21 protein-coding genes and 4 pseudogenes are annotated in these 26,938 nt (G+C 51.6%); 11 read left to right on the top strand and 14 right to left on the bottom strand.

Going from position 1 to position 26,938, the window contains the following annotated elements; genetic code table 11:
• Position 1: 1 nt before the first annotated feature.
• From P0078_RS22145 to gyrA, 8 genes and pseudogenes are all read right to left on the bottom strand, one after another.
• Positions 2-310, bottom strand: a complete 309-nt coding sequence (locus P0078_RS22145; protein WP_282932045.1) for a lipopolysaccharide assembly protein LapA domain-containing protein — start codon at positions 308-310, stop codon at positions 2-4.
• 92 nt (positions 311-402) lie between these two features.
• On the bottom strand, positions 403-711 hold the full coding sequence (ihfB, locus tag P0078_RS22140; RefSeq protein WP_282932044.1) for an integration host factor subunit beta: 309 nt from the start codon (positions 709-711) through the stop codon (positions 403-405).
• A 141-nt stretch (positions 712-852) separates the two neighbouring features.
• Positions 853-2,532, bottom strand: coding sequence for a 30S ribosomal protein S1 (gene rpsA, locus P0078_RS22135; protein WP_108733850.1), 1,680 nt, complete (start codon positions 2,530-2,532; stop codon positions 853-855).
• Positions 2,533-2,700: 168 nt separating this feature from the next.
• Positions 2,701-3,389 (bottom strand): annotated as a pseudogene (gene cmk / locus P0078_RS22130) ((d)CMP kinase).
• Positions 3,390-3,463: 74 nt separating this feature from the next.
• A complete protein-coding gene (locus P0078_RS22125; RefSeq protein WP_282932043.1) occupies positions 3,464-5,695 on the bottom strand; it encodes a bifunctional prephenate dehydrogenase/3-phosphoshikimate 1-carboxyvinyltransferase in 2,232 nt (743 codons plus the stop codon).
• Positions 5,695-6,798, bottom strand: a complete 1,104-nt coding sequence (pheA, locus tag P0078_RS22120; protein ID WP_282932042.1) for a prephenate dehydratase — start codon at positions 6,796-6,798, stop codon at positions 5,695-5,697. Before pheA ends, P0078_RS22125 begins: the two co-directional genes overlap by 1 nt.
• Positions 6,799-6,844: 46 nt before the next feature.
• Positions 6,845-7,923: pseudogene (gene serC, locus P0078_RS22115) on the bottom strand (3-phosphoserine/phosphohydroxythreonine transaminase).
• A gap of 167 nt (positions 7,924-8,090) precedes the next feature.
• Positions 8,091-10,651, bottom strand: a pseudogene (gyrA, locus tag P0078_RS22110) (DNA gyrase subunit A).
• A gap of 192 nt (positions 10,652-10,843) precedes the next feature.
• Here gyrA and P0078_RS22105 point away from each other — a divergent pair.
• The 4 genes and pseudogenes from P0078_RS22105 (at position 10,844) to P0078_RS22090 (ending at position 14,419) form a co-directional block, all read left to right on the top strand.
• The gene (locus P0078_RS22105; RefSeq protein ID WP_282932041.1) at positions 10,844-12,169 is read left to right on the top strand and encodes a TRZ/ATZ family hydrolase; all 1,326 of its coding nucleotides are present in this window, start codon (positions 10,844-10,846) and stop codon (positions 12,167-12,169) included.
• Positions 12,170-12,235: 66 nt separating this feature from the next.
• Positions 12,236-12,937, top strand: coding sequence for a bifunctional 2-polyprenyl-6-hydroxyphenol methylase/3-demethylubiquinol 3-O-methyltransferase UbiG (gene ubiG, locus P0078_RS22100; RefSeq protein ID WP_282932040.1), 702 nt, complete (start codon positions 12,236-12,238; stop codon positions 12,935-12,937).
• A 12-nt stretch (positions 12,938-12,949) separates the two neighbouring features.
• A pseudogene (locus tag P0078_RS22095) lies at positions 12,950-13,608 on the top strand (HAD-IA family hydrolase).
• A 52-nt stretch (positions 13,609-13,660) separates the two neighbouring features.
• Complete coding sequence (locus P0078_RS22090; protein ID WP_282932039.1) at positions 13,661-14,419, top strand: YciK family oxidoreductase; 759 nt, start codon at positions 13,661-13,663, stop codon at positions 14,417-14,419.
• 91 nt (positions 14,420-14,510) lie between these two features.
• Here P0078_RS22090 and P0078_RS22085 read toward each other — a convergent pair whose 3' ends face one another.
• Complete coding sequence (locus P0078_RS22085) at positions 14,511-14,819, bottom strand: hypothetical protein (protein WP_282932038.1); 309 nt, start codon at positions 14,817-14,819, stop codon at positions 14,511-14,513.
• A 280-nt stretch (positions 14,820-15,099) separates the two neighbouring features.
• On the opposite strand from P0078_RS22085, the gene P0078_RS22080 reads away from it, so the two are divergent.
• The 3 genes from P0078_RS22080 (at position 15,100) to P0078_RS22070 (ending at position 17,548) form a co-directional block, all read left to right on the top strand.
• Positions 15,100-15,522, top strand: a complete 423-nt coding sequence (locus P0078_RS22080) for a hypothetical protein (RefSeq protein ID WP_282932037.1) — start codon at positions 15,100-15,102, stop codon at positions 15,520-15,522.
• Between the two features lie 193 nt (positions 15,523-15,715).
• Positions 15,716-16,864: a sigma-70 family RNA polymerase sigma factor gene (locus P0078_RS22075; protein WP_282932036.1), complete on the top strand. Its 1,149-nt coding sequence runs from the start codon at positions 15,716-15,718 to the stop codon at positions 16,862-16,864.
• 99 nt (positions 16,865-16,963) lie between these two features.
• Entirely contained in the window at positions 16,964-17,548 is a 585-nt protein-coding gene (locus P0078_RS22070) for an acyloxyacyl hydrolase (RefSeq protein WP_353057022.1), read from the top strand.
• Between the two features lie 48 nt (positions 17,549-17,596).
• On the opposite strand, the gene P0078_RS22065 is transcribed toward P0078_RS22070, so the two are convergent.
• Positions 17,597-18,694 (bottom strand): glycosyltransferase, encoded by a 1,098-nt coding sequence (locus P0078_RS22065; protein ID WP_282932035.1) that lies wholly within the window; start codon positions 18,692-18,694, stop codon positions 17,597-17,599.
• Between the two features lie 307 nt (positions 18,695-19,001).
• On the opposite strand from P0078_RS22065, the gene P0078_RS22060 reads away from it, so the two are divergent.
• From P0078_RS22060 to P0078_RS22050, 3 genes are all read left to right on the top strand, one after another.
• A complete protein-coding gene (locus tag P0078_RS22060; protein ID WP_353057090.1) occupies positions 19,002-19,757 on the top strand; it encodes a TraB/GumN family protein in 756 nt (251 codons plus the stop codon).
• 139 nt (positions 19,758-19,896) lie between these two features.
• Entirely contained in the window at positions 19,897-20,838 is a 942-nt protein-coding gene (locus P0078_RS22055; protein ID WP_282932034.1) for a porin, read from the top strand.
• 44 nt (positions 20,839-20,882) lie between these two features.
• The gene (locus P0078_RS22050; RefSeq protein ID WP_282932033.1) at positions 20,883-21,170 is read left to right on the top strand and encodes a porin; all 288 of its coding nucleotides are present in this window, start codon (positions 20,883-20,885) and stop codon (positions 21,168-21,170) included.
• 53 nt (positions 21,171-21,223) lie between these two features.
• Here P0078_RS22050 and P0078_RS22045 read toward each other — a convergent pair whose 3' ends face one another.
• Positions 21,224-24,781 carry an indolepyruvate ferredoxin oxidoreductase family protein gene (locus tag P0078_RS22045; protein WP_282932032.1) on the bottom strand — a complete coding sequence of 1,186 codons (3,558 nt, stop codon included), beginning with the start codon at positions 24,779-24,781 and terminating at the stop codon, positions 21,224-21,226.
• Positions 24,782-25,058: 277 nt separating this feature from the next.
• Between P0078_RS22045 and P0078_RS22040 the strand changes: the two genes are divergently transcribed.
• Entirely contained in the window at positions 25,059-25,529 is a 471-nt protein-coding gene (locus P0078_RS22040; RefSeq protein WP_020413378.1) for an Lrp/AsnC family transcriptional regulator, read from the top strand.
• 63 nt (positions 25,530-25,592) lie between these two features.
• Here P0078_RS22040 and P0078_RS22035 read toward each other — a convergent pair whose 3' ends face one another.
• Genes P0078_RS22035 through P0078_RS22025 form a run of 3 tightly spaced genes read right to left on the bottom strand, consistent with a single transcriptional unit; the run spans position 25,593 to position 26,849 of the window.
• Positions 25,593-26,108, bottom strand: coding sequence for a shikimate kinase (locus P0078_RS22035; protein ID WP_282932031.1), 516 nt, complete (start codon positions 26,106-26,108; stop codon positions 25,593-25,595).
• 19 nt (positions 26,109-26,127) lie between these two features.
• Positions 26,128-26,586 (bottom strand): acyltransferase, encoded by a 459-nt coding sequence (locus tag P0078_RS22030; protein ID WP_282932030.1) that lies wholly within the window; start codon positions 26,584-26,586, stop codon positions 26,128-26,130.
• Entirely contained in the window at positions 26,583-26,849 is a 267-nt protein-coding gene (locus P0078_RS22025; protein ID WP_282932029.1) for a hypothetical protein, read from the bottom strand. Before P0078_RS22025 ends, P0078_RS22030 begins: the two co-directional genes overlap by 4 nt.
• Positions 26,850-26,938: the final 89 nt, after the last annotated feature.

Raw genomic sequence — 26,938 nt, 5'->3', positions numbered from 1 at the left:
ATCAGTCTCCAGAGGCCTTGCGGTGGGCGGAGTGTAGCTCCCGCTCCATTTTCTTCAACTGCTTCTCGAGCGCCCGTACTTGGCGACGCTTGATAAAAATAGGCTGCAGACTGACAACAAAACCCAGAAGCAACCCCAATAACAAGAAACCGATAAGCCAGAAGCCCACGCTTCCCGACGGCAGTTGATAGCCCACAATATTTGGCGCGACAGTCTCCGGATTGGCAACTGCGAAATAGACCCCCAAAGCAATACACAGCAGGGCGACGACCCCATAGACGATGCGTGTCAGCCAACGCAAAAATGACAAGGGAACCTCCACGTTCCACAAAATAACTTTATCGAATAACGACGAAGCTCATCCCTGTTAATAGCAGTACATATACTGCTGCCAGGGAGCAATCATACTTCGATACTCGCCTCATCATGCATACTTCGATTCACTCTGTCGCGTAATTCTTTGCCAGGCTTGAAATGCGGGACATATTTCCCGGCGAGATCAACCGCATCCCCAGTTTTGGGATTCCGGCCCGTACGCGGGGCTCGATAGTGAAGAGAAAAGCTACCAAAGCCGCGTATCTCTATACGCTCACCCTGGGACAGGGCATCTGACATGGTGTCGAGCACCACTTTTACCGCCAGCTCTACATCCTTAACTGGCAGCTGATCCAACCTCAACGCAATCCTTTCGATCAGTTCGGACTTGGTCATGCGCTCCGCAACCTTTGTAAGTCATTGATTATTCTGGAGTAGAGCACCAATCATCTAATAGAAAGCCGGACTGGGCAACCCCAGTCCGGCTTTCGGGTCGCTCCAAATGATCCATTTGAAGCTATGAACACTCAAAGACGATTAGTCTTTGTTATTCATTTGAGCCTTAATCAGGTCACCGATAGTAGCGGGCTGAACTTGTTCAGACTGCTTCTTGCTGTGATCCTTGATAGCTTGCTTCTCGTCGTCCTGGTCTTTGGCTTTGATAGACAGGCTGATCACGCGGTTCTTGCGATCCACGCTGGTGATCTTAGCTTCTACTTCTTCGCCTTCTTTCAGAACGTTGCGAGCATCTTCAACCTTGTCGCGGCTGATTTCAGAAGCGCGCAGTACGCCTTCTACTTCGTCCGCCAGGGTGATTACTGCTTGCTTAGCGTCAACTTCCTTAACAGTACCTACAACGATGCTGCCGCGATCGCTGGTGGTAACGTAGTCGGAGAATGGATCGGACTCCAACTGCTTGACACCCAGGGAGATACGCTCACGCTCGGAATCGATGCCCAGGATAACAGTCTCGATTTCGTCGCCTTTCTTGAACTTGCGAACAGCTTCTTCGCCAGCTTCGTTCCAGGAGATGTCGGACAGGTGAACCAGACCGTCGATGCTGCCATCGAGACCAATGAAGATACCAAAGTCAGTGATGGACTTGATCTTACCGGAGATCTTGTCGCCCTTAGCGAATTTACGCGCGAAGGCATCCCACGGATTTTCCTGGCACTGCTTGATACCCAGGGAGATACGACGACGCTCTTCGTCGATATCCAGGATCATCACCTCTACCTCGTCGCCAACCTGGACAACTTTGGATGGGTGAATGTTCTTGTTGGTCCAATCCATTTCGGAAACGTGTACCAGACCTTCCACACCTTCTTCCAGCTCGGCAAAGCAGCCGTAGTCGGTCAGGTTGGTTACAACAGCCTTCACGCGGCTGTTCTCTGGGTAACGCTGCTTGATGGATACCCAAGGATCTTCGCCCAACTGCTTCAGGCCCAGGGATACACGGCTGCGCTCGCGGTCGAACTTCAGTACTTTTACTTCGATCTCGTCGCCAACATTCACGATCTCGCTCGGATGCTTGATGCGCTTCCAAGCCATATCGGTGATGTGCAGCAGGCCGTCGATACCGCCCAGGTCTACGAAAGCACCGTAGTCGGTCAGGTTCTTCACGATACCCTTGACGCTCATGCCTTCCTGCAGGCTTTCCAGCAGAGCTTCACGCTCTTCGGAGGTGGCAGCTTCCATAACGGCGCGGCGGGAAACAACTACGTTGTTGCGCTTGGAGTCCAGCTTGATAACTTTGAACTCGAGCTCTTTACCTTCCAGGTGCGCGGTGTCGCGAACCGGACGAACGTCAACCAGAGAGCCGGGCAGGAACGCACGGATATTGGCAACATCAACAGTAAAGCCACCTTTAACCTTACCGCTGATAACACCTTTAACCACTTCGTCAGCTGCGTGAGCTGCGTCGAGGATTTTCCAGGCTTCAGCGCGCTTGGCTTTTTCGCGGGACAGACGGGTTTCACCGAAACCGTCTTCTACAGCTTCCAGGGCAACCTGTACTTCGTCGCCCACCTGCAGCTCAACTTCACCTTTATCGTTGGCGAATTGTGCAGCAGGGATAACGCCTTCAGACTTCAGGCCCGCGTGAACGGTAACCCAGTCTTTATCTACGTCGATTACAACACCAGTAACAATTGCGCCCGGTGCCATTTCAACGCTTTTCAGGCTCTCTTCAAATAGATCAGCAAAGCTCTCGCTCATTACATTACCTATAGTGCTGGGTCCAGCCGTTGGTAACTGTTAAGTCTAGTCAACCGCCAGCCGCGACCCCAACCGCGCTGCCAGCACGCGGGTCGGATTACGATAACGGCCGGGCGATTCTGGCTGATCCCGGCCGCTGTCGTTAGAAAACTATTTACTGCCCGAGCTTCAGGGTGAAATACGGTCCTGAACTAAATCGAGCACTTTTCGGAGGACTTCATCGATACTCACCCCCGTACTATCCAGCTCAACCGCATCCTCAGCGGGAGCCAGGGGGAGGCTTTTCTGTTCATATCCTGTGCATCTCGGGCACGGATGTCCTCCAGCAGGTCGCGGAGGCTAACAGAAACCCCCTTATCCTGCAACTGAGCGAAACGCCTGTTAGCGCGCTCCTCGGCGCTGGCGGTTAGGTAAACCTTGACCGGCGCGTCGGGAAACACGGTAGTGCCCATATCCCGACCATCGGCAACCAAGCCGGGGGCTTGACGGAAGTCCCGCTGGCGCTGCAGCAGCGCTGCCCGCACTCCGGGAATTGCCGCGACCTTGGACGCGGCCATGCTTACCCGCTCCATACGGATATCTGCGGTGACATCACTCTCTTCCAGCCACACCTGCAACTGACCGGCACTCACGGTAAAGCGTACATCGAGGTCTTTCGCCAATTCAGTCAGCAACTTGTCATTGGAGAGGTCAACCTCCTTATTAAGTGCGGCCAAAGCGGCAGCCCGATAAAGGGCCCCGGAGTCCAACAAGGAAAAGCTCAAGCGATCAGCCAAAAGCTTTGCAATGGTTCCCTTACCCGAACCACTGGGACCATCAATGGTAACTACTGGTGGCAACCCGTTTGTATCACTCATATTTTCTTTACAACTCAACATCTCTGGCGGATGCACTCAAGCGAACCACAACCGCCCAAACCTGAATGCCCGTGTCACGCCAACTGCAACTTGAGACCCGCGCCCGTTGCCAGTTCGGCAAAGTTCGGGAATGAGGTCGCCACATTGGCGCAGTGAAGGATGCGGATTGTATCCTTTGCGCGCAGCGATGACACTGCAAACGCCATAGCAATACGGTGATCCCCCAAGCTATCGACGGTGCCTCCAGAAAATACCACACCCTCTTTGCAGCCCTGGATCACGATACCGTCCGGTGTTGGCTCAGCTTTTACCCCAAGTGCAATCAAGCCATTTGCCATCGCCTGAATCCGGTCACTTTCCTTGACCCGCAACTCCTCCGCACCAGTCAGGACGGTCTCACCTTCTGCACAAGCTGCCGCAACAAACAATGCGGGAAACTCATCAATCGCCAGGGGCACCTGATCCTCAGGGATGCGAATTCCCTTCAAGGGCGCATAGCGAACATGAATATCCGCCACCGGCTCACCGCCCACTTCGCGCATATTCAGCAATTCAACATTGCCGCCCATTGCACGGAGGATATTGATAACCCCATCGCGGGTGGGATTGATCCCCACATGCTCCAGCACAACATCGGAACCGGGAGAGATAGCGGCAGCAACCATAAAGAATGCAGCTGAAGAAATATCGGCAGGCACATCGATGCGACAGGATTTCAGTGAGCCACCGCCCACCAACTTAGCCTGAGCACCATCCCGCTCCACCTTATAACCAAAGCCCTGCAACATGCGCTCGGTATGATCTCTAGTGGGCGCCGGCTCAACGGTAGACGTTTGACCCTCACTATAGAGCCCAGCCAGCAATACCGCTGATTTCACCTGGGCACTGGCCATCGGCAGCGGGTAATCAATCCCTTTCAACGCACTACCACCCTTAATCAAAAGCGGCGGACGGCCTTCCGGGCCAGTCTCAATATTTGCACCCATCTCACGCAGGGGGTTAGCCACGCGATTCATCGGGCGCTTTGACAGGGACTCATCACCAGTGAGTGTTACGTCGAAATCCTGCCCGGCAAGCAATCCAGCCAACAGGCGCATGGAGGTCCCGGAGTTACCGAGATATAGCGGTCCGGGCGGTGCCTGCAAGCCATTAAGACCCACGCCATGAATTACAACCCGACCATTATCCGGCCCCTCAATTACCACCCCCATATCGCGGAAAGCCTGCAGGGTTGCCAGTGCATCCTCGCCCTCCAGGAAGCCCTCAACTTCTGTAACTCCCTCGGCCAGGGAGCCCAGCATAATTGAGCGGTGCGACATGGATTTGTCCCCCGGCACCCTGAGCTTGCCATTTACAGCCTCGCCCGGCTGCACGATAAAAGTAATCTCTTGTTCTTGCATAGGTTCCGAATACGCTTGTTTTGCCAACATTTTGGTAAAGTGATCCCGTGCCGCTTTGGCGCGAGTAAAAACCCCCATCAGGGCAGCGCTATCACCGGAGGCAATAGCGTCGCGTAGGGAAGAAAGGTTGAGGCTGTATAGGTCGATGGCCTTTAAGATGGCATCCCGATTGGCGAGCATAATATCTCGCCACATAACCGGGTCACTGGAAGCGATACGAGTAAAGTCACGGAAGCCTCCCGCCGCATAGCGGAAGATATTTTCGTTTTCCGCATCGTGGGCCAAAGTGTCCACAAGGCTAAAAGCGATGACATGGGGAAGATGGCTCGTAGCAGCCAGAACCTCGTCGTGCTCCTCCACTGACATTGTCAGGGGCTCAGCTCCCACGGCCTGCCATGCTCGCTCCACGAGCTGCAAATGAGCAGCCCCTGTATTCGCAAGCGGCGTCAGGATAATGCGGTGATCCCTATAGAGGTCATCTCTCGCCGCGGTAACACCACTTTTTTCAGAGCCAGCGATTGGATGCCCTGGCACCAAAAAATCTGGAGCACTTCCCCACACTTTTTCTGCCGCTACCACCACGCTACCTTTTACGCTGGCGCCATCTGTCACAGTGACTCCCGCCGGCAGGTGTTCTTTAAGCTGCGCGAATACAGACTCAATCGCCAGTGTCGGCACAGCCACAAACACCAAATCGCCCGGCTCCAGCTGCGGCAATACCAGCTCTAGACTGGTGCTGGCCCGATCAACAATACCGAGCGCCCTGGCTTCATCGCAGACACTCTCTTCCAGAGCGACCCCGATAACCTCTCGGCAAGCCCTAGCAGCTTTCAGTGCAAGGGCAAAACTCCCCCCAATTAAACCGATCCCAACAACCAGCAGTCGGCCAATTTGAGCTTGCGCCATCACAGCACTCCGCGAGGGTAGGAACCCAGCACTTTCAGATCTGAGGCACAGCCTCCAACCTCTTTTAGCGCCTCGGCAATCCCCTGGGTATCGCGGTGGCCGCTAAAATCGATAAAGAACACATAGGTCCAATTGCCAGACTGCGATGGCCGGGTCTCTACCCGAGTCAAATCGACACTGTAGCGACGAAACGGCTCCAGGAGATCGTGCAGAGCACCTGGCTCATTGCGCATTGATACCATCAATGAGGTTTTATCATCCCCGCTCGCAGGCACTTGCTGGGTACCAATAATCAAGAAGCGGGTGGAATTATCCGGGCGATCTTCTATTTTCTCCGACAGCACCTTCAGCCCGTAGAGTTCCGCTGCCATATCGCCAGCTATCGCCGCAGCATTCCACTCACCCTTAACGCGCTTGGCCGCATCCGCATTGCTGGCAACTGCAACACGTTCCACATTGGGATAATGGGCATCAAGCCACTTGCGGCACTGCGCCAGGCTCTGCGCATGGGAATAAATACGAGTGATTGACTCTGGGCGCGTTACATCTGAGATCATCAAGTGATGATGGATACGCAGCTCCACCTCACCGCAGATACTCAGGTTGGAGTGCATAAAGTTGTCCAGGGTGTGATTGATCACCCCTTCGGTAGAGTTTTCTACCGGCACAACACCGTAACTGACGGCCCCTGCTTCTACCTCACGGAAAACTTCATCAATTGCCGCCAGCGGCCGGCTCTGGGCAGAGTTGCCGAAGTGCTTTAATGCCGCCTGCTGGGTAAAGGTACCTTCAGGGCCCAGGTAGGCCACTTTGACGGGCTCTTCCAAGGCCAGGCAGGCCGACATAATTTCGCGAAACAGTCGCGCCATTTCTTCATCAGTCAGCGGGCCATTATTGCGCTCCATAGCCTTGCGCAGCACTTGTGCTTCACGCTCCGGCCGATAATAGAGAGCATCCTCGCCAGTAGCTTTCTTAACCTCTGCAACCTCCAGGGCACAGCGAGCCCGCTCACTAATTAAGCGAGCAATCTCTCCATCAATACTGTCGATCTGATTGCGCAGCTCCAGCAGTCGCTGGTCGCCACTCACAGTTTCCTCTGCCATTCGTCTATCTACTTTCTCTAGAAATCATCAAGATTGAATTAACCACCTAAGCCTTGCGCGCTTCAAAATCCGCCATAAATGCCACAAGCGCTTCCACTGCCTCCATGGGAACGGCGTTATATAGCGACGCACGCATACCACCCACAGAGCGGTGCCCCTTTAAGCTCAACAAACCCGCTTCTTCTGACTCAATCAAAAACTGCTTATCCAGGCGATCGTCAGCCAATACAAAGGGCACATTCATGCGGGAGCGACTTCCCTCCTCAACCGGACTGGAGAAAAAGTCACTGCTATCGAGGAAGTCGTACAGCATTTTGGATTTAGCATCGGCCTGCTTAGCCATCGCATCAACTCCCCCTGATCTTTCAACCACTGGAAGACAAGACCAGATAAGTACCAAGCGAAAGTAGGCGGCGTGTTATCCATAGAGCCCGCTTCTGCAGCCACCTTCCAGCTCAAACTGCGAGGAATATTTTCCAGTGAGCGATCGAGTAAATCATCCCGAACCAAGGCTACAGCGATACCTGAGGGGCCAATGTTTTTCTGCGCGCCGGCATAGATAACGCCGAACTTTTCCACCTCAATCGGTTGAGACAAAATAGTTGAGGACATATCCGCCACCAGCGGGCACTCCACTTCCGGCACATAGCCAAACTCAACACCGCCAATTGTCTCGTTGGGGGTATAGTGGAAATAAGCCGCATCACCACTCGACTGCCAGCTGTCTGCCGCAGGTGCATAGCTGAAGTTGCGATCCTCACTGGATGCAACCACATTTACCTCACCATAGCGACGAGCCTCTTTGATCGCCTTGGCCGCCCAACTACCGGAGTGTATAAATTCAGCTTTGGATGAGCCGGCACCGAGAAGATTCCAGGGCACGGCACTGAATTGCCCAGTTGCCCCGCCCTGAAGAAACAACACTTTGTAGTTGCTCGGCACACTGAGCAGATCGCGGAGGTCCTGTTCGGCCCGCTCAGCTACTTCAACAAACTCTGGAGAGCGGTGGCTGACCTCCATTACAGAGCAACCGAGCCCTTGCCAATTGAGCAACTCCCTTTGCGCCCGCTCCAGTACGGGCTGCGGTAAAGCGGCAGGGCCTGCACAGAAATTAAACTTCCTCATGAGCTGATTTCCACAATACAAAAAAGGTTTCAAATACAACTAGATGTGTCTACGCACAAATTGCCATTCAGAGGGATAGATATCGCGCCTTTAGCGTTTTTCGTGGGAGCCAAAGGCAAGAAAGGCCGCGATAAACGCAGCCTTTCTTAGTGGTCTGGAGCGGTGGGTCACTCTTCCCCACCGTTTTCTTCACCGTCATCTTCGGTCTCTTCAATGCGACCGAGGCCAACCAGCTTCTCGCCAGCCTTCAGGCGAATCACTCGCACCCCCTGCGTGTTGCGCCCAAGTACAGACACTTCATCAACACGGGTACGCACCAGAGTGCCCTGGTCGGAGATCAACATCATCTCCTCACCTGGGTGCACCTGACAGGCCCCAACCAAGGCACCGTTACGTTCACTTTCCGCGATCGCAATAACACCCTGGGTACCGCGTCCCTTAGTGGGGAATTCGCTGATAGCTGTGCGCTTACCGTAACCATTCTCAGTAGCCATCATCACAGAGCCACCCTCTTCAGGGATAACCATAGCGATAACCTGCTGACCTTCCTGCATACGAATACCGCGAACACCACGGGAAACACGGCCCATAGAGCGGACATTGGACTCGGAGAAGCGCGCTGCCTTACCGGCGCTGGTAAACAGCGCTACATCGCGCTCACCATCGGTAATCGCAGTGGCTACCAGGCGATCGCCCTCCTCCAATTCAATTGCACGCAAACCAACACTGCGGGGACGGGCAAAAGCGGTGAGGGGGTTTTCTTCACGGTGCCATTGGCAGTGGTGAAGAAGATAAAGTGATTTTCGTCGTACTCGGACACCGGCATCATGCTACTGATACGCTCGCCCTCTTCCAGAGGCAGCATATTAACCATTGGGCGACCACGGGAGGCTCGGCCAGCGGTGGGCACTTCGTAGACTTTCAGCCAGTACACCTTGCCCTTATTGGAGAAGCACAGAAGGGTGTCATGGGAGTTGGCGATCAATAGATGCTCGACGAAGTCCTCGTCTTTTACCTGGGTCGCGGATTTACCCATACCACCACGGCGCTGGGCCTGGTAATCCGTCAGAGGCTGGCTCTTGGCATAACCACCGTGGGAGATAGTTACTACCTTATCTTCCGGGGTAATCAGGTCTTCAACGGTCAGATCCTGGCGAGACGCAACGATATCGGTACGACGCTCATCGTTAAAGTCCTTTGACAGCTGCTCTAACTCTTCGCGGATCACTTCCATCAGACGCTCGAAGCTACCGAGGATATGCAGGTATTCAGCAATCTGTTCCAGTCGCTCCTGGTATTCTGCCAGCAGCTTGTCATGCTCCATACCGGTCAGACGGTGCAGGCGTAACTCGAGGATAGCCTGGACCTGGGCCGGAGACAGGTAGTAAACACCATCACGCAAACCAAACTCTTGCGGCAGATCGTCCGGTCGGCAGGCATCGGCGCCAGCGCGCTCCAGGAACTGCTGTACATTCCCTACCTTCCAACCCTTGGCCAGCAGCGCCTCGCGGGCATCTGCCGGCGTGGCGGAAGATTTGATCAGCTCAATAACCGGGTCGATATTGGCAATAGCAATTGCCTGACCTTCCAGGATATGACCGCGCTCGCGGGCTTTGCGCAACAGGTAGACCGTGCGACGGGTAACCACTTCCTGACGGTGGCGAATAAAGTGCTCGAGCAGCTCTTTGAGATTCAATACCTTGGGCTGGCCATCGACCAGGGCCACCATATTGATACCGAAGACGCTTTCCAGCTGGGTCTGGGAATAGAGGTTATTCAGAACCACATCACCCAGCTCTCCCCGCTTAAGCTCAATCACTACGCGCAAGCCGTCTTTGTCGGACTCATCGCGCAGCTCAGAGATACCCTCGATCTTTTTCTCTTTCACCAGCTCAGCAATACGCTCGATCAAGCGCGCTTTATTCAACTGGAAGGGGATCTCAGTAATGATGATGGTTTCGCGATTGGTCTTGTCATCGCGGATCACATCTGCTTTGGCACGCACATAAATGCGGCCACGGCCAGTGCGGTAGGCAAGGAGAATACCGGCGCGGCCATTGATGATGGCGCCCGTGGGGAAGTCCGGCCCGGGGATGTACTCCATCAGGTCGTCGACGGTCAACTCGGAATTATTGATCAGAGCCAGGCAAGCCTTGATCACCTCACCCAGATTATGGGGAGGGATATTGGTGGCCATGCCTACCGCAATACCGGAGGAACCATTGACCAAGAGGTTCGGCACACGCGAAGGCAACACCTCCGGCATTTGCTCGGAACCATCGTAGTTATCGACAAAATTAACAGTTTCTTTATCGAGGTCGGACAGCAGCTCGTGGGCCAACTTATCCATACGAATTTCGGTGTATCGCATGGCAGCTGGACTGTCACCATCGATAGAACCGAAGTTACCCTGGCCATCTACCAAGGTGTAACGCATAGAAAACGGCTGCGCCATACGTACAATAGTGTCGTAGACCGCAGTGTCTCCGTGCGGGTGATATTTACCGATTACATCACCAACGACACGCGCTGATTTCTTGTACGGTTTATTCCAGTCGTTTTTAAGCTCGCTCATCGCGTAGAGCACGCGGCGGTGTACCGGCTTGAGGCCATCGCGTACATCCGGCAGTGCGCGCCCGACAATCACGCTCATGGCATAGTCGAGATAAGACTGCTTGAGTTCTTCTTCGATATTAATCGGAGAGATTTCTTTGGCTAATTCGCCCATGGCTTACGGCGTTCCTTTTATAGCGCGGGCGTACGTACTGTGCCCGGGATAAGCGGGCGATTCTACCATAGTTTGAGATGTTTGGAGCCGCAGGACTATGAGATATAAAACTGCAACCCAAACCACAGTTGTCGCCCCCTTTGACTGCGGCTACAGTAAAACACCCCCACAGCAGCCACCAGATAAGTCCTCATGCAACAAGCTGTCGATACCCTGATCCACGCACGCTGGATCATACCCGTCGTACCCGAGAAAAAAGTGTACGAAAATTGTTCGCTCGCAATAGAAAAGGGCAAAATCTCTGCCCTGGTACCCACAGCTGAGGCCTCAATTCGCTTTAAGGCAAAAGATGAAGTCGACCTGGGGCAACACGCACTAATTCCAGGGTTAATCAATACTCACAACCATGCACCCATGACGCTATTGCGCGGCTACGCTGATGACCGCCCCCTTAAAGAGTGGCTGGAGCAACACATCTGGCCGACAGAGCAACGCTGGGTAGGTCCGCAATTTGTAGCTGACGGCAGCCGGCAAGCGATTGCCGAGATGCTGCGCTCTGGTACTACCACTTTTTCTGATCAGTACTTCTTCCCGGAAGCCGTCGCCATTGCTGCGCGGGAGAGCGGAATCAGGGCCCATATCGCCTTCCCCGTGCTGGATGCCCCAACCCCCTGGAGCCGCAATAGCGATGAGGCCCTACACAAAGGATTGGCGTTACGCGATGATTACCGTGCGCACGATCGAATTGAGGTGGTATTTGCACCCCACGCCCCCTATACCGTGGGGGATAAAACACTGGAAAAAATTGCAGTCTGCTCTGCCGAAGCGCAGATCCCCATGCAAATGCACCTCCACGAGACCCACGCTGAAGTTGAAAGCGCCCTGAATGCTACTGGAGAGCGACCCACCGAGCGGCTATTCCGCCTCGGACTGCTAGGGCCGCAGACACTTTGTGTACATATGGTGGCCACCAACCAGCGAGATATTGAGCTAGTGAGCTCAAGTGGCGCCCATGTTTCTCACTGCCCATCATCCAATCTCAAGCTCGCCTCAGGTTTTTGCCCGACCTATGACATGCTGGAAGCCGGCATCAACGTTTCCCTGGGCACCGATGGCGCCGCGAGCAATAACACCCAAGACCTGTTCTCCGAAGCCAACACAGCCGCACTACTGGCAAAAGCTGTTAGCGGGAACGCAACAGCCCTACCCGCGCATAAGACACTGAGTATGGCGACCATCAACGGAGCCAAAGCACTGGGAATTGAAGATATAACCGGAAGCCTGGAGGTAGGTAAAAGCGCAGACATTGCTGCTATCAACCTCGGCGGTCTAGAGCAGCAGCCTTTGCATGACCCCGTGTCCCAGTTGATTTATGCCAACGGAGGACACAATGTCAGCGATGTCTGGGTTGCAGGGCGACAACTTTTAAAGGAGCGCCAGCTACAAACCTTAAACGAAACTGAGGTTATCCAGCGGGCGCAAATATGGCGTGATAGAATCAGCGGAAATTTACGCTAGATAACTGATTCCGGCCCAATCACTGAAAAGTGCCGGTTACGAGCGACGGAGTTTGCAAAGAAGTTCATGAGCAATGTAGATCCCTCAGAAATCGCCAAATTTGAGCAACTTGCCAGCCGCTGGTGGGACAAGGAAGGCGAGTTCAAACCACTACACGAAATCAATCCACTGCGTGCAAATTACATTGATGGGTATGCTCCGGTTGCCGGTAAGAAGCTCCTCGATGTGGGCTGCGGTGGCGGTATCCTGGCTGAAACCATGGCACAGAGGGGAGCCGATGTTACTGGTATCGATCTAGGGGAAGCCCCACTCAATGTCGCCAAACTCCACGCCCTCGAAAGTGGCGTCAGCGTCAACTATCGCAAAGTGGCAGTAGAGGAACTGGCAGAAGAAGCGCCCGAGAGCTTTGACATTGTTACCTGCCTGGAGATGCTTGAGCATGTACCAGACCCCTCTTCTGTCATTCGCGCCTGCGCGAAACTTGTAAAACCCGGCGGCAAACTATTCTTCTCTACGATCAACCGCACCCCTAAAGGGTGGCTGTTTGCCGTAGTCGGAGCGGAATATGTCCTACGCTTACTGCCCAAGGGCACTCATGAATACAGTAAGTTTATCCGCCCCTCAGAAATGGGCGCCTGGCTGCGCGATGAGTCCCTGGAAGCGCACGATATAACCGGTATGACTTATAACCCGGTTACCCGAAGCTACAAATTGAACCCCCGGGATGTCGACGTCAATTATTTGATGTATGCCAGCAAACCAGAATAAGTGAACTGCAAAATGAAAGCCGTTTTATTTGACCTGGATGGTACCCTGCTTGATACAGCGCCAGATTTTATTGTTGTATTAAATCAACTGCGCCAACAGGAACAATTACCTCCACTGCCTGACGAGACGATCCGGGGAACCGTATCCAATGGTTCCAGGGCGCTGGTCACATTGGGGTTTAACAAAGAAGAAGGTGACCCTGCCTTCCCAGGATTACTACAAAGGTTACTGGACCTCTACCTCGCACACCTTGCAGAGAAGACGACCACCTTCCCTGGCATCGACAATCTGCTCGACAACCTGGTTGAAAAAACCTTCCCTGGGGGATTGTCACCAATAAACCGGAGGCCTACACCACTCCTCTGATGGAAGCCTTTACCCATCTACCGCCAGCCTCTGCAATTGTTTGCCCTGACCACGTCAGCAAATCCAAGCCGGACCCCGAGCCCCTATTTTTAGCCTGCAGCCAGATTGGCTGCGCTCCCGCTGAAGCAATTTATATCGGCGACCACAAGCGCGATATCATCGCCGGCCAAAAGGCTGGTATGCCAACTATCGCTTGCGGGTATGGTTATATTGACTCAACAGATAACCCCGCCAATTGGGGGGCAGACCACCTGGTAAATTCCGCCAATGAAATTTGGCCCCTTCTAGAACAACACTATTTTTGAAACTTGAAGTAATACCGGGCACCCAAGCCCGGTGACAGTATCGGGATATTTCATGTCAGACTTTGTTGGCGACTATCAAGCGCCCTCCGACTTATTAAAGAGCAAGATTATTCTTATCACCGGTGCCGGAGACGGCATAGGTAAAACTGCAGCAAAGACTTTTGCCGCTCACGGGGCGACGGTAATTTTGCTAGGGCGTACAACTCCCAAGTTAGAAGCAGTCTATGACGAAATCGAGGCTGCCGGTGGGCCACAGCCGGCTATTTTCCCCATGGACCTGGGTGCAGCAAAAATAGAGGATTTCGAGAGCCTTGCAGAAGCTATTCGCAACGAGTTTGGCCGCCTGGATGGACTCCTGCACAATGCCGGCCTACTCGGGCAACGCACCCCTATCGGCAATTACAATTTCAACACTTGGCAACAAGTAATGCAGGTGAATGTTAATGCAGCGTTTGGACTAACAAAGGCAATGCTGCCCCTGCTAGAGGAATCAGAAGCAGGCTCTGTTGTCTTTACAAGCTCCAGCGTTGGGGTTAAAGGGAGAGCCTACTGGGGGGCCTATTCAGTATCGAAGTTTGCCACTGAAGGACTGATGCAGGTACTCGCCGATGAACTGGAAGGGGTTTCCAATACCCGGGTCAACTCCCTAAACCCTGGGGCAACCCGTACAACAATGCGAGCAACTGCCTACCCAGCAGAAAACCCCCAGTCGGTAACCTCTGCAGAAGATATTATGCCCACCTACCTCTACTTAATGGGTAGAGACAGCAACGGCATAAGCGGGAAGCATTTTAGCGCCCAGAAGAAATAGAGACCCTGCCCCATGGACAAGAATCCGAACTTCGGTCTCGGGCGCTTGTCCATGAAACTCTTGATCGAAATTGTACTCGGTAGCTAATCAACTATTCACCGAAGCCCTTTTCATCGCCATCTTTTGCACCTGAGCCTTCCCCAACTGGCGGCATATGCTCCGGAGCATCGGCAAATACATCACCTTCAAACTCCATCATATGCGAGCCATCAAACAGCTCTATATCTTGAGCGTCTCCCGAGTATTGGTTGTAGTCAACAGACTGATCATCACTCTCACTAAGCACGATCCCCACAGCATAAGCTGCAGACCGGTCAGACACCGCGAGACTTATTCCTTCGCAAGACACATACCCAATCACAACAGCAAACAGTGCTGCAGGTGTTAGCAACCCCTTCATCTTTCCGCCCCTGGATAGTTAACTTTTATGATTTTTTGCTTATTGATAGCTTGCCAGACTTTTAGAGGCATAGTTAGTCACCCCCTGACTTCAAACCTAACCCAACATCTCAAATAAATTAGCCATTAAGGCCGCTTCTCAGGCCATCTGTGCTATTGCGCAAATTCTTTCATGTTGGCAAGCTGAAAAGTGTGAGCCTTTTCCCAAATCTATTTGTTCATGCCAACCATGTCAGGCAGAATAAAAGTCATAATTAGCAAATAAGTCGACACCCTGAACTATGAAAGCCCTCATCATTTTTGCCCTGCTAGCACTTTCCTCCTCGCCAATATTTGCGGACTCGTTAAAGAACCAAGTCAAATCCTGCTCTGAAATTAAACCCCAAGAAGGTCGTCTCAGATGCTATGACCGGATCGCCAACTCCCTTGATCAGCAAGCAGTTAAAGAGTTTGGCCAAGAACAAAAACGGATAGCTGAAGAGGCCCCCAAACATATTGAGGCGAAAATAGTCGCAATCCAAATGGCAGCGCACCAGAAGCGTCTAATTTCCCTCAATAATGGCCAAACGTGGAAACAAAATGACTCTAAGGGAGTAAATTGGAAAATCGGCGACCTTGTGGTTGTAGAACGAGCCATGTTCGGCTCCTTTTTTATGAAACCTGCCGACGGTGGACCAAAGCTTCGCGTAAAACGCGTTAAGTAGTATCCGCGCCCCTCTTGGTGGGTGCCTGCACCCACCCCAATCATTTCCCGTCAATAATCCACCCTCCTAATTTCAACCAACCCAGGCACTTTCAGCAACACTCTTCTATAGTGAGAAAGGAATAGGCGCCAAAAGCGCCTTGAGAGGCTAAACAGCGTGTAGTACTTACACAGCCAACAGAAGGTTTAAGCACTTGTCCCGAGAACATTTTTACTCAAGGGATGAAGAATGGCTGAAGGATACAGGCGAACCACTCTCTGACTCCTGCCAGGGCGCTAGCGAGCCCGACCCCCAGGTCGAGCAAGGCCCAGGCGTGGAAGAGATCCACGCAACGGGTGAATCCCTCTCCGAGAGCGGCACCACCCCAATGCAAAGCTATCTCAAGCATCTATATAGGCTTGAACTACTGACCCCGGAGGAAGAACACAGCACCACCTGCCTACTACGTGACCTGGAGGAAAAGCTAATATTCAACCTCCAGGAAAGCGGCACCGAACTGGTCCAGCTGCGAAGTGAGGGAGTGGAACAACGAGGAAGCACCGGTGCCTACGACCATGGATTAATCATTGCTCACACGGAAATCCTCCTCACAAGTGAACATTTGGATCGGCGCAGTCGCAGCAGGATAATCGGGCTATTACAACGTTTTCAAAAACAGCGGAAAAAACTGATCCAATGTAATCTGCGCTTGGTTATTGCTATCGCAAAACGCTTTCGCAACCCATCTGTGCCCTTTATCGATTTAATTCAAGAAGGCAATGTTGGATTAATGAAAGCCATTGAGCGATTCAAACCACAAATGGGATATCGATTTTCCACCTATGCCTACTGGTGGATTCAGCAAGAAATTCAATTAGCCTTAAGGCGCAACGAAGATCTAGTCCGACAACCGGCTAATGTTCAGGATGATTTAAGAGCAATCTACAGGGCCATTGGCGAAGTCCGTGCTCAGGGGCAGCCCGCATCTGATGACAACCTAGCCCGCCACACCGGACTGGACATTGAGAGAATTCAGAGCCTGTTAAAGCTACCTGGGCCCACCGGCTCTCTGGATGACCCGGTTGCAGATGACCAAAGCAGCACCAGACTGGACTATGCGCCAGCTGACGAGCTGTACAATACCGATGAACTGGTAACCAACCAGGAGCTAGCTCAGCGCCTCCGTGAAGCTGTTGCCCGTCTCCCCGCACGACAAAGGACAGTCCTCAACTTGAGGTACGGGTTAATTTCTGACAAGGACTGTTCTTTTCGGGTTATTGGTGAGCAGTTAGGGCTTAGCCAGGAGCGCGCGAGGCAACTACATTCTGACGCACTTCGACAACTGAAACGGCAGTGGCGCTAGAAAAGGAAGAAGCCGGTGGCAAGCCTCTTTAGGGAGCTTGCCATCGAACCCTTTCCCACTAGTCTTTAAAACAGCCCTATCAGTTAGTACCGCGAAGCTATGCATAAATCAGTGGCCTTTAACGATAAGTGCAGTGCTTTTAAATACTGCGCCTATATTTTTTCCTGCGGACTCTTCCTTACTCCGCCAATCCACGCGGAATCTGAATTCATTGTAAGTGCAGGCAAAGGACTTGGGAATGAATTGATGCAGTATCGCTCTATCTCGGCTTCAGAAATGGCTGGATTTAGCTACTCACATTTACTGTCTTCATTTAGCCTTGGCAATAATTCACTACAATGGTGGGGCCAAGGCAGTTACTCCCATATGCGAATTGAGCATCGAAGCGAGAAACAGCAGCAAAATATTCTCGAAATTAAACCAATTCTCCGCTGGTACCCTCGAAATGAATTTCAGGGCGGATTTGCTGAAGCAGGTGCAGGCGCGTCCTACTTAAGCCAAAAGAACTTCGGTGATATCGGATTGAGCACCAAACTAAATTTTGCCCTGCACTTTGCTCTTGGGTACCGCTTTTCCAGAGGCTACATCCTTTCATTAAGATACAGTCACTTTTCAAACGCCAGAACCAATACACCCAACCCCGGCTTTGATTTTGCCTCTTTAAATGGACATCTTAGTTTTTAAAGACTCAATGCTATAGCCCAACTACTAGCGACTCGCGTGCCCACCAAATTAACTTATAAGATTCTGAAAAAAATCTATGGTTTTTCCAGCTGAAGCTGCATAACTAAACTCTTGAGGGTTCGAGTTGTTTGGCTTGTTCAGCAAATTCAAACTTGTTTGTATTAAAGATTTAATATCACCTCGCTCCACCAACCCTTCGGGGAAATAATTTTGCAAAACCTCACCCGTACAGCCTCCAGAATAAGCGACTACCGGGCGCCCCATCGCCATTGCTTCCTTGGAATACTTTGCATTCTCATCCTTCTCACTGGCGAGTTGAAAAACTAACTGGGAAGTTGCATACAACTCACGCATATCACGGCGTTCACCGAGAAAAGTTACCTTGCCACCGAGATCCAATTCTTGCGCGAGCCCTTCCAGTTTTTTCAAATAGCGTAAATCATCATCCATCAAAGCCCCTACAATCACTCCATGAATATCTTCGTTGTGTGCAGCAGCTTGGGCCAACATATGTAAAAACTCTTCTTGCCCCCCACTTGCAGAGATCTCTCCCGGCATCAGCCACCAGTTTTTCCCTTCCAGCTGAGGATAACTATTCAAAAGCTTCAATTGCCACTGGCTCGCCACTGGTTTCTCTCGATCAAACTCGCGAATATTGATACCGCGATAAATAACCTCTACGGAGTTTTCAACAATTTTGGCAGAGGAATTCCTCAGGTTCTCTGCAACCCCATGCGAGGTTGCGATAATTCCATCTCCCGACAGAAAACCTTTATTTAAGTAACTTTTGGGAAAAGGTTTATCCACAAGAGGTACCAGCTTGGGCCGACTTGTAGCCGGCTCACTCTTTAAGGCGCGCCAAGCTAGAAAAGCTGTTAAACGGCCATAGGTATGGACAATATCCGGGTTCAACCCCGTAAGAATCTTACGCAGGCGGGATTTATGCCGCAAAGACCATATTGACTCAGTGGTTTTTGGAAAGCTGATAAAGTCACTACCGTGCAGACGAAACCGCGCCTCCAATGGCCCACCAGCAGAAATCACCAGAGACTCGTGGCCGTTTTTGACCAGTTCACTTGCAAACTCAAGCGCAAGAGTTGCTGTGATTCCGGGCTCTAGATTGGGCAAAAATTGTACAACTTTCAATTTGACTTCCGTGGCAACAAACCAAAAGGTCTATTTTGACTTCCAATAAGATAATTTCCCAGTAAATCATCACTAATTTGCAAGCCAGTGACTCCATACGCAAAAGCTCCCCTGGCACCCGAAAGTGTTAGTGATAGTATTTGCAATGGCAAACCACTCAGGGACCTGAAAATGCTTCACCGACAAATAAGTTACTTTCTCGCCTTTACGCTGCTTCTGCTAACAATAGGTGCTTCAGCTGCTGAGAGCGACAAAGGTGTCTTCTGGAAAGCGACCAAAGATAGTAAAACCATTTACTTATTAGGCTCTGTTCACTTGGCAACTGAGGATTTTTACCCCCTTAGATCAAAAAATCGAGCAAGCCTATACCAAAAGTGACGCCATTGCCGTCGAGGCCGATATTCTAGCTGCAGAAGGCGATAGCCTGTTGCAGCAGCGAATCAAGATGGAGTCTGTATACCAGGGAAAACGCACCTTAAAAGACGAATTACCACCGGAGCTTTATAGCCAATTAAAATCTTGGATGCGAAAGCGGAATATGCCCGAAGCTATGTTTATCCGGCAGCGTCCCGCCATTGCCATGATTTCCATAAGCATGATTGAGATGCAAGCCCACGGCCTCAATCCAGAGCTCGGCATTGATCGCCATTTTCTGTTGAAAGCTAAAAAAGATGGGAAATCTATTCTGGAACTGGAAGGAGTTCTCCAACAGTTCCAAATGTTAAATGGCCTGGACAACCCTGCATTATTATTTCAACAAACCCTCGAGCAAATTGGGGATATTTCATCCTTTTTGCCCAAGCTGACCGGCGCATGGAAAAGAGGTGATGAGGATGAATTAAACCGCCTAATCATCCTGGATGGTCTAACAGAGAACCCTGAATATAAACCTCTTTATGACACTTTGTTCTTTGAACGCAATGAAAAGATGGCAGAAAAAATTGCCCTAAAGGGGCCAAATTACAAATCTCTTTTCGTTATTGTCGGCGCTGGCCACCTAGTAGGCGATCGTAGCGTTATCAAGTTTTTGAGTGACAGTGGTTACAAGCTAGAGCGCCTTTAATATGTCACCCTGAGCATTTTCGGCGCAGGCTTTCTGCGCCCCTCTTCTCATCACACCGCCACGCCCCAACCTTTTCTATTGCTAAACTCAAATAGCACTTCTTCCGTGACCAATGACAACTCTCAAATAGAGGCGCTCAATGAAATATTGGGGAGCATGCTGTGCCACTTCAATATTTTTATTTTACTTCCCAGCCATCGCTGATGAAGCCGAAACAAAAGGTGGACTGAAAATTGTCTCTGACGATGGGAACTTCTCCGCACAACTAGGCGGAAGAATTCACTTCGATACATATATTTTTGATAAAGATCTGGAAGACCCGGTTAACACCACAGACTTTCGCCGCGTAAGGTTGTCAATGAAAGGCAAAATCTGGAAGTGGAACTACAAACTTGAGAGAGACTTTGCATCCGATGGGACTGGAGGATTGCGAGACGTCTATTTAGCAACAAAGTTCTATACGGGAAAACTAACCATCGGCAACTTTAAACCCAGCCGCTCAATCAATGAGCTGACAAGCTCCAATGACCTAGTGCTCATGGAGCGGGCATTTACCAGCGCTGCAGGTATTTATTCTGGGCGTGGGCGTCAGCAAGGTATCGACTGGCATAAGCATTGGTGCTGTCATACATTTGGTTTTACGTTATTCAACTTACGGGACCCAGGCGATCCCAGGAACTCGGGGTTTGGCGCAGCAACTCGACTGACCTGGGCTCCAATTAACGATGTTTTATCAACAGTTCATCTGGGTGTATACCGTAGCTACGAAAAAGCGAATCAGGACAGTCCCGATATCACTGCTGAAGTTGCCTATGCGGGCCGACGAGGGCCGGAGCAGCTGATAGCAATCACACCTGGCGGATCAGATAATTTTTTTGGCGAGTTTGGTGACGATGAGTTTTTCCTTGGAGATGGCGGAGGCCGGGTCAATACTACCGGTTTCGAGCTAGCTGCGACTTACGGCCCTCTATTCGGCCAAGCGGAGTATGCGTATGGTCATTTCACAGGGAAGATATACCTTTCTGAATTGACCTATGAGGAATTCTTCGGTCTTCCTCCAAGTTTTTTTGCGACCCCATAAGCGGATGCTTTATTGGCGGACAGGATGTTCACGCCTGGTACATTATGGGAAGCTGGGCAATTACCGGCCAACATAAACCCTACGACTCCAAGTTGGGGGTATTTAAATCTATCAAACCATCTCCTCCAGAGGGTGCCTGGGAAGTTGCCGCAAGATATACCGCTATAGAGAATCGGGATTTTCGCCAGCTGCGAGCGAGTAATTTTACATTTGGGGTCAATTACTATTTCAACCCCAAAGTCCGCGTAATGATGAACATCACCCTCGGTGACGATGATTTTACTGGAGATAAAACCAACCAATTCGCCATACGACTACAAGGGGTTTGGTAGGGGATTATAAAGTGGCTCAAGACAGTCCTTGAGCCACTTTATCAAACGGGCAATTAACCTACTTGCTGTGCCTTAGCTGGGTCAAAAACCTCAACCTCCGCTGATAGTTTTATATCCCGAACCGGGTTTTCAAATCGATTTAATGCGATATTTCGCTGTTCTTTCGCTTTCTCAATATTGGCCTCCTTCACCGGGCCGTAGCCCCGGATAATATCCGGATATTGAAGTAGCTCAACTGCAGCAGCGTGATTCTGCGAATTTAATTGGCCCAGAACTTTCTTAACCAACTCTTCATATTCGCTAATCAGTGCCCTCTCCATTTTTCGCTCAGCTGTATAGCCAAAAATATCAAGCGCCGATCCACGCAAGAACTTCAGCTTCGCCAAAACACCAAATGCCTTGTACATCCAACCGCCAAATTTCATTTTGCGGGGACGCCCCAAGCCTTTATCGAAGCGCGCCAGTAATGGGGGAGCCAAATTGAACTCCAGGGTAAAGTCACCACTGAAGTTCTCTTTTAGCGATTCGGTAAAGCGGCTATCGGTATATAGGCGAGCCACCTCGTACTCATCCTTATAGGCAAGCAATTTTGCATAATTGCGCGCAACCACCTCGGCCAACTGGACATTCCCGGGCACTTTTAAAATCTCAGCAGATTTCACCGTATCGACCAAACTGCGGTAACGCTCGGCGAGGCCCGCATTTTGATAACCGGTGAGGTGCTCCACCCTGTGAGCGACAATCGCTTCAAGAGTTTGTGGTGCCTCTACCGCAACTTTTTCGTGGGTCAACAGCTTGTCCAGAGCGTTGCGATTTTCTGCCGCCAACCGCCCTGCAGCAAATCCCTGCAGATTACCTTCCACAGCGACACCGTTTAAGCGGATCGCTTCCAGTAGGGAGGCTTCAGTTAGCGGAATCAACCCTTTCTGCCAGGCGTAGCCGAGCATAAAAATGTTGGCGGCAAGCGTATCTCCCAGAGCTGCCTTGGTCAGGCGATGCGCTTCTACAGAGCTGAGCTCATTAACCGCGCCACTCACCGTATCCAATACCGCTTGCGGTGAGTGGACATCCTCACGCCCGAGAACCGTTGCCGCCGTTGGGCTCAAGTGGGTATTCACTACCGCGCGACTGTGAGATTTATCCAGTTTAACCAAACAAGCTGCCACATTGCCGGCTGCAATCAGGTCACAGGCCATTAGGGCATCGGCACGACCGTCGGAAATACGTACTGCCTGCAAAGACTCGGGCGCAGCCGCAAAGCGAATATGGGAGTAAACCGCTCCGCCCTTCTGAGCCAATCCGGTCTGATCAAGGGTACTGCACGCTTTGTCTTCGATATGTGCCGCCATCGCTAGCAAGGCGCCAATGGTCACTACACCCGTACCGCCAACGCCGGTAACCAGGAAATTATACGGCTGCTGTAAGCCCGGAAGCTGTGGCGAGGGCAACTTGGCCGCTTCAGTTCGCAACACGTCACCTACCCCGGCGCCCTTGGCAATATTGCCACCCTTCACCGTGACAAATGAGGGGCAGAAGCCGTTAACGCAGGACATATCCTGATTACAACCGGTTTGGTTCACCCTGCGTTTATCGCCCAGCGCCGTTTCCACTTTCTCAACAGCGATACAGCTCGACTGCTGGACGCAGTCTCCACAGCCTTCACACACCAGCTCGTTGATAAAGGGGCGCCCCTCGGCTTTAGGCAGTAGCCCGCGCTTGCGCTTGCGGCGCAGTTCGGTGGCACAGGTCTGGTCGTAAATAATAACGGTACAACCTTCAACCTCACGCAGCTCATCCATTACAACGGGCAAGTAATCCCGGTGATGAATTTCAACTTCACTGGGGAAGGACAGCGCACCCTTGTATTTATCCGGGTTATCCATCACCAGGACAACTTTCTGAACCCCTTCTGCCAAAACTTGGCGACAGATCATGTCCGGAGCCAACTCACCATCGTGGGGCTGGCCGCCTGTCATGGCGACCGCATCATTAAACAGGATCTTGTAAGTGATATTGACCTTGGCAGCCACGGAAGCACGAATAGCTAAAATGCCGGAGTGGAAATAGGTACCATCACCCAGGTTTACAAAGACATGCTTTTCAGTTGTAAACGGCGCCTGCCCTACCCAGTTAACTCCTTCGGCACCCATTTGGGTGAAGGTATAAGTCTCCCGGTCCAGCCACTGGGCCATATAGTGACAACCAATACCTGCCAGGGCACGGCTTCCCTCCGGCACCTTGGTGGAACGGTTGTGGGGGCAGCCGGCACAGAACATAGGCAAGCGAGACACACTTGAGCCAGTCTGCTGGGAAATACGTTCAGCCAGCGCATTGAGGCGCATCAAGCGGTGTTTGCCGCCTTCATCCAACTTGTCCTCACCCAAAACAAAACCCAATACCTGGGCAATAATCGCTGGCGACAGCTCGCCATAAGCGGGCATCAGCGGCTGATCACTATCATCCACTTTACCGAGAATACGCGGGAAATTCGGGTCCTTCACGTGGACGTTGTACAGCTCTTCTTTCAGCTGTACTTCCATCAAACTGCGTTTTTCCTCAAGCACCAGCAGCGTATCCAAGCCACGGGCAAACTCCTGGATACCCGGCACATCCAACGGGTAAGTCATACCCACTTTAAGGATTCGGATACCGAGCTGCTTGGCCTTCTGCTCATCGATACCCATGTCTTCGAAGGCCTGCATCAAGTCCAGATGGGCCTTACCGGTGGTGACGATGCCGAGGCTCGCCTCAGGATTTTCCAGGACAACCTTGTTGAGTTTATTGGCGCGGGCAAAAGCCAGCGCAGCAGGTCGCTTGTAGCGCCACAGGCGCTCTTCCTGCTCGAGAGGGTTATCCTGCTTGCGAATATTCAGGCCGCCCTCGGGACGTTCAATATCCGGGTAGTGGAATTTGACCCGCTCAGGGTCCACTTCCACGGTCGCAGAGCTATCCATATTTTCTGCCAGGGTGATCATTGCCACCCAGCAGCCGCTAAAGCGAGACAGCTCCAGCCCATAGTGACCATAATCCAACACTTCCTGCACGGTGGCGGGGTTAAGTACTGGAATATGCATATCCACAAAGGCAAATTCAGACTGCCCTGGATAGGAGGATGACTTACAACCGTGGTCATCGCCAGCAACGATCAGTGCGCCACCTTTGGGAGAGGAGCCAGCGGCGTTGGCATGGCGAAATGCATCGCAGGAGCGGTCGACACCCGGTGTCTTGCCATACCAAATCCCGCAGACGCCATCCACTTCTGCGCCCTGGAACAAGCCCACCTGCTGGGAACCCCAAACTGCCGTAGCCGCCAACTCTTCATTGACGCCAGGCTGGAAACGGATGTTGTACTCTCCCAGCAGTTTTTTCGCCCTGGATAACTGCAGGTCGTAGCCACCTAAGGGAGACCCCCGATAACCGGAGATAAAAGTCGCGGTATTGAGGTCGCGATCCCGGTCCATTCGCATCTGATCTATGGGTAAGCGCACAAGGGCCTGGATACCTGAAAGGAGCACACGGCCCTTGAGCATGGTGTAGCGGTCGTCCAATGAAACCTGTTTTTTTACTTGGGAATCCGCCGTACTTTGAGGACTGGTTACTTTTTCAGTCATACACCTACTTCCGGTTAATTATTCTTCTCGAAACCCGGTTCGAGTTATTAGTCATTATTCTTCCGAATAGTCCGTTTTCTGTGGTCATGTGCGCCTGTTTTTATATTTGCCGCAAAGTCCCAGAGCGGCTGAGGGCACACTGCACCTATCCCGAAACGGTTTAGTCAGGTCATACTAGTTCGTTAAGCGCAATAGAGCATTGCTTTATTCACGCAAATATGCGTAAATTTGTGATAGAAGTTTCGATTTAGATAATTTTTATAGGATAGGAGTCTTTATGAAGCGTTCGACAGACCTGGATGATTTTGACCGTAAGATTCTGCGAGCGCTGCAGGAGAACGCAGATTACTCCATGGCAGAGCTGGGCGATAAAGTCGGTCTTTCGCACACTCCCTGCTGGCGCAGAATCAAGCGGTTGGAAGCCGAAGGTATTATCCGTGGCCGTGTTACCTTGCTGGACCCACGCAAATTGGATCTAGGTGTCACCGTATACTGCTACGTTACCATCCACAATCACGATGAGGAATCCCTGAACAACTTTGAATCAGCAGTTCAGGATGTCCAGGAGGTAGTAGAGTGCTATTCCACCAGCGGAGACAAAGACTATGTCCTGCGCGTTGTAGTGGATAGTGTGGAACACTATGAGCAATTACTGAAGCGCTCCCTGGTACACCTGCCAAACGTGGCCTCAGTCAACTCCACCTTTGCCCTCAAGCAGGTGAAGTACACCACCCAACTGCCACTTTAAGCCAAAAGTGTGAAAAGTAAAGCCCCTTGCTTTAACGCATGGGGCTTACTGAGAAAATTTCGGTTACTCTGCAAGCTCCTGCAGCGCATTAAGTAAATGATTAAGCGTTTCCTGCAGTGATTTACTGTCACAATCCACCGTTATTTCTGCATATTGCCGGTAAAGGGCCTGTCGCTCTTCAAATAAGTCCGCAAAAGACTGCCCGGGCGCCTTCGCTATGCCACGGCTTTCATAATTGTGGATACGCCGACGCAGTTCCTCCGCTGAACACTGAAGAAACACTACCACACCCTGACTGCGTAGATTCGCCATACCCTCATCGCTATAGACTGCGCTTCCTCCAGTGGCAATAACATCACTGGGGAGGGTGGCCTCAGCTAAAACCTCCCCTTCAATGGCGCGGAGATTAAGATAATCACTTTCAGCCATAATTTGCTGCAAAGTCTTGCCCTCTCTGGACTGGATCAAAACATCAGTATCTGTAAACCCCAGTGCCAGCTCCTTTGCCAACAACACCCCCAGCGTACTTTTACCGGCGCCGGGCATTCCAATCAGGACAATACTTTTTCTTTTTTTCATTTTATTAATACTTGCACATTCAATCGCTACGGCGGGGAAAGAATACCGAGCGCAACCAACCCAATAAGGTGTTCCCACCCAACATCATCTTATCCAATTCATCCAGATTATGCGCTTGGCGAAAGGCATCGGCAAATAATGCCTCCCGGGTAATCATTCGCCGCTTGGGATTAATTGATTTAATGGGTTTTGCCGGATTACCGGCGACAACCGTATTTGCGGGGACATCCTTGGTGACGATACTGCCGGCTCCCACTACAGAATTATCACCGATAGTGACACCTTTGCAGATGGTTGCACTATCTCCAATCCAAACATTGTTACCCAGGCGCACCGGGGAGGTACAACGGAAGGGCCGCGTGCGATTGTAGAGCCCATGCCAATCAGAATCGGAAATATACACATTGGCTGCGATCATACAGGCGTCGCCAATCTCAATAGATTGAGCCGCAGAAATACGTACCCCTGGAGAGATCAATACGAAATCCCCAATAGTAATAAATGCCTCTCCCCCTTGTGCCCAAAAGTGGTAAAGCGAATACACTTCTCGTTGTTGGAGATTAAGTGAGGATAATTTCCGAGCCGAACATTTCCGCCAAAAACATGGACAGAACCCGGGTCCATTACTTCCGGCTCAACCCCAACCGCATCGAATTGTGGCAGAAGGAAATACTCTGTTCGCCATTTTCGCCAACGCAGCTGCAGTCGCTTGAGCCAATAGGGCCTGTGATCCTTACGCATATTTTAATTTCTACTTATATTTTATGGGATTTACGGAGCCCTGAGTAAAAACCCAATTGCTTTTGTATTAGTGGCAGTTTAGTGTTTCG

Origin of the sequence: Microbulbifer sp. VAAF005 (assembly GCF_030012985.1) — a bacterium.
Classification (GTDB): Bacteria; Pseudomonadota; Gammaproteobacteria; order Pseudomonadales; family Cellvibrionaceae; genus Microbulbifer.
The sequence above is the reverse complement of the archived record's forward strand: the minus strand, read 5'-3'. Positions and strand labels throughout refer to the sequence as shown.

Coding starts and splice junctions, on each gene's coding strand:
- ihfB (WP_282932044.1), bottom strand. CDS start 711: ATGACCAAGTCCGAACTGATCGAAAGGATTGCGTTGAGGTTGGATCAG.
- P0078_RS22070 (WP_353057022.1), top strand. CDS start 16,964: ATGCATAAATCAGTGGCCTTTAACGATAAGTGCAGTGCTTTTAAATAC.
- P0078_RS22080 (WP_282932037.1), top strand. CDS start 15,100: ATGAAAGCCCTCATCATTTTTGCCCTGCTAGCACTTTCCTCCTCGCCA.
- P0078_RS22040 (WP_020413378.1), top strand. CDS start 25,059: ATGAAGCGTTCGACAGACCTGGATGATTTTGACCGTAAGATTCTGCGA.
- P0078_RS22105 (WP_282932041.1), top strand. CDS start 10,844: ATGCAACAAGCTGTCGATACCCTGATCCACGCACGCTGGATCATACCC.
- pheA (WP_282932042.1), bottom strand. CDS start 6,798: ATGGCAGAGGAAACTGTGAGTGGCGACCAGCGACTGCTGGAGCTGCGC.
- P0078_RS22085 (WP_282932038.1), bottom strand. CDS start 14,819: ATGAAGGGGTTGCTAACACCTGCAGCACTGTTTGCTGTTGTGATTGGG.
- P0078_RS22025 (WP_282932029.1), bottom strand. CDS start 26,849: ATGCGTAAGGATCACAGGCCCTATTGGCTCAAGCGACTGCAGCTGCGT.
- rpsA (WP_108733850.1), bottom strand. CDS start 2,532: ATGAGCGAGAGCTTTGCTGATCTATTTGAAGAGAGCCTGAAAAGCGTT.
- P0078_RS22050 (WP_282932033.1), top strand. CDS start 20,883: ATGGGAAGCTGGGCAATTACCGGCCAACATAAACCCTACGACTCCAAG.
- P0078_RS22125 (WP_282932043.1), bottom strand. CDS start 5,695: ATGGCGCAAGCTCAAATTGGCCGACTGCTGGTTGTTGGGATCGGTTTA.
- P0078_RS22090 (WP_282932039.1), top strand. CDS start 13,661: ATGTCAGACTTTGTTGGCGACTATCAAGCGCCCTCCGACTTATTAAAG.
- ubiG (WP_282932040.1), top strand. CDS start 12,236: ATGAGCAATGTAGATCCCTCAGAAATCGCCAAATTTGAGCAACTTGCC.
- P0078_RS22035 (WP_282932031.1), bottom strand. CDS start 26,108: ATGAAAAAAAGAAAAAGTATTGTCCTGATTGGAATGCCCGGCGCCGGT.
- P0078_RS22055 (WP_282932034.1), top strand. CDS start 19,897: ATGAAATATTGGGGAGCATGCTGTGCCACTTCAATATTTTTATTTTAC.
- P0078_RS22045 (WP_282932032.1), bottom strand. CDS start 24,781: ATGACTGAAAAAGTAACCAGTCCTCAAAGTACGGCGGATTCCCAAGTA.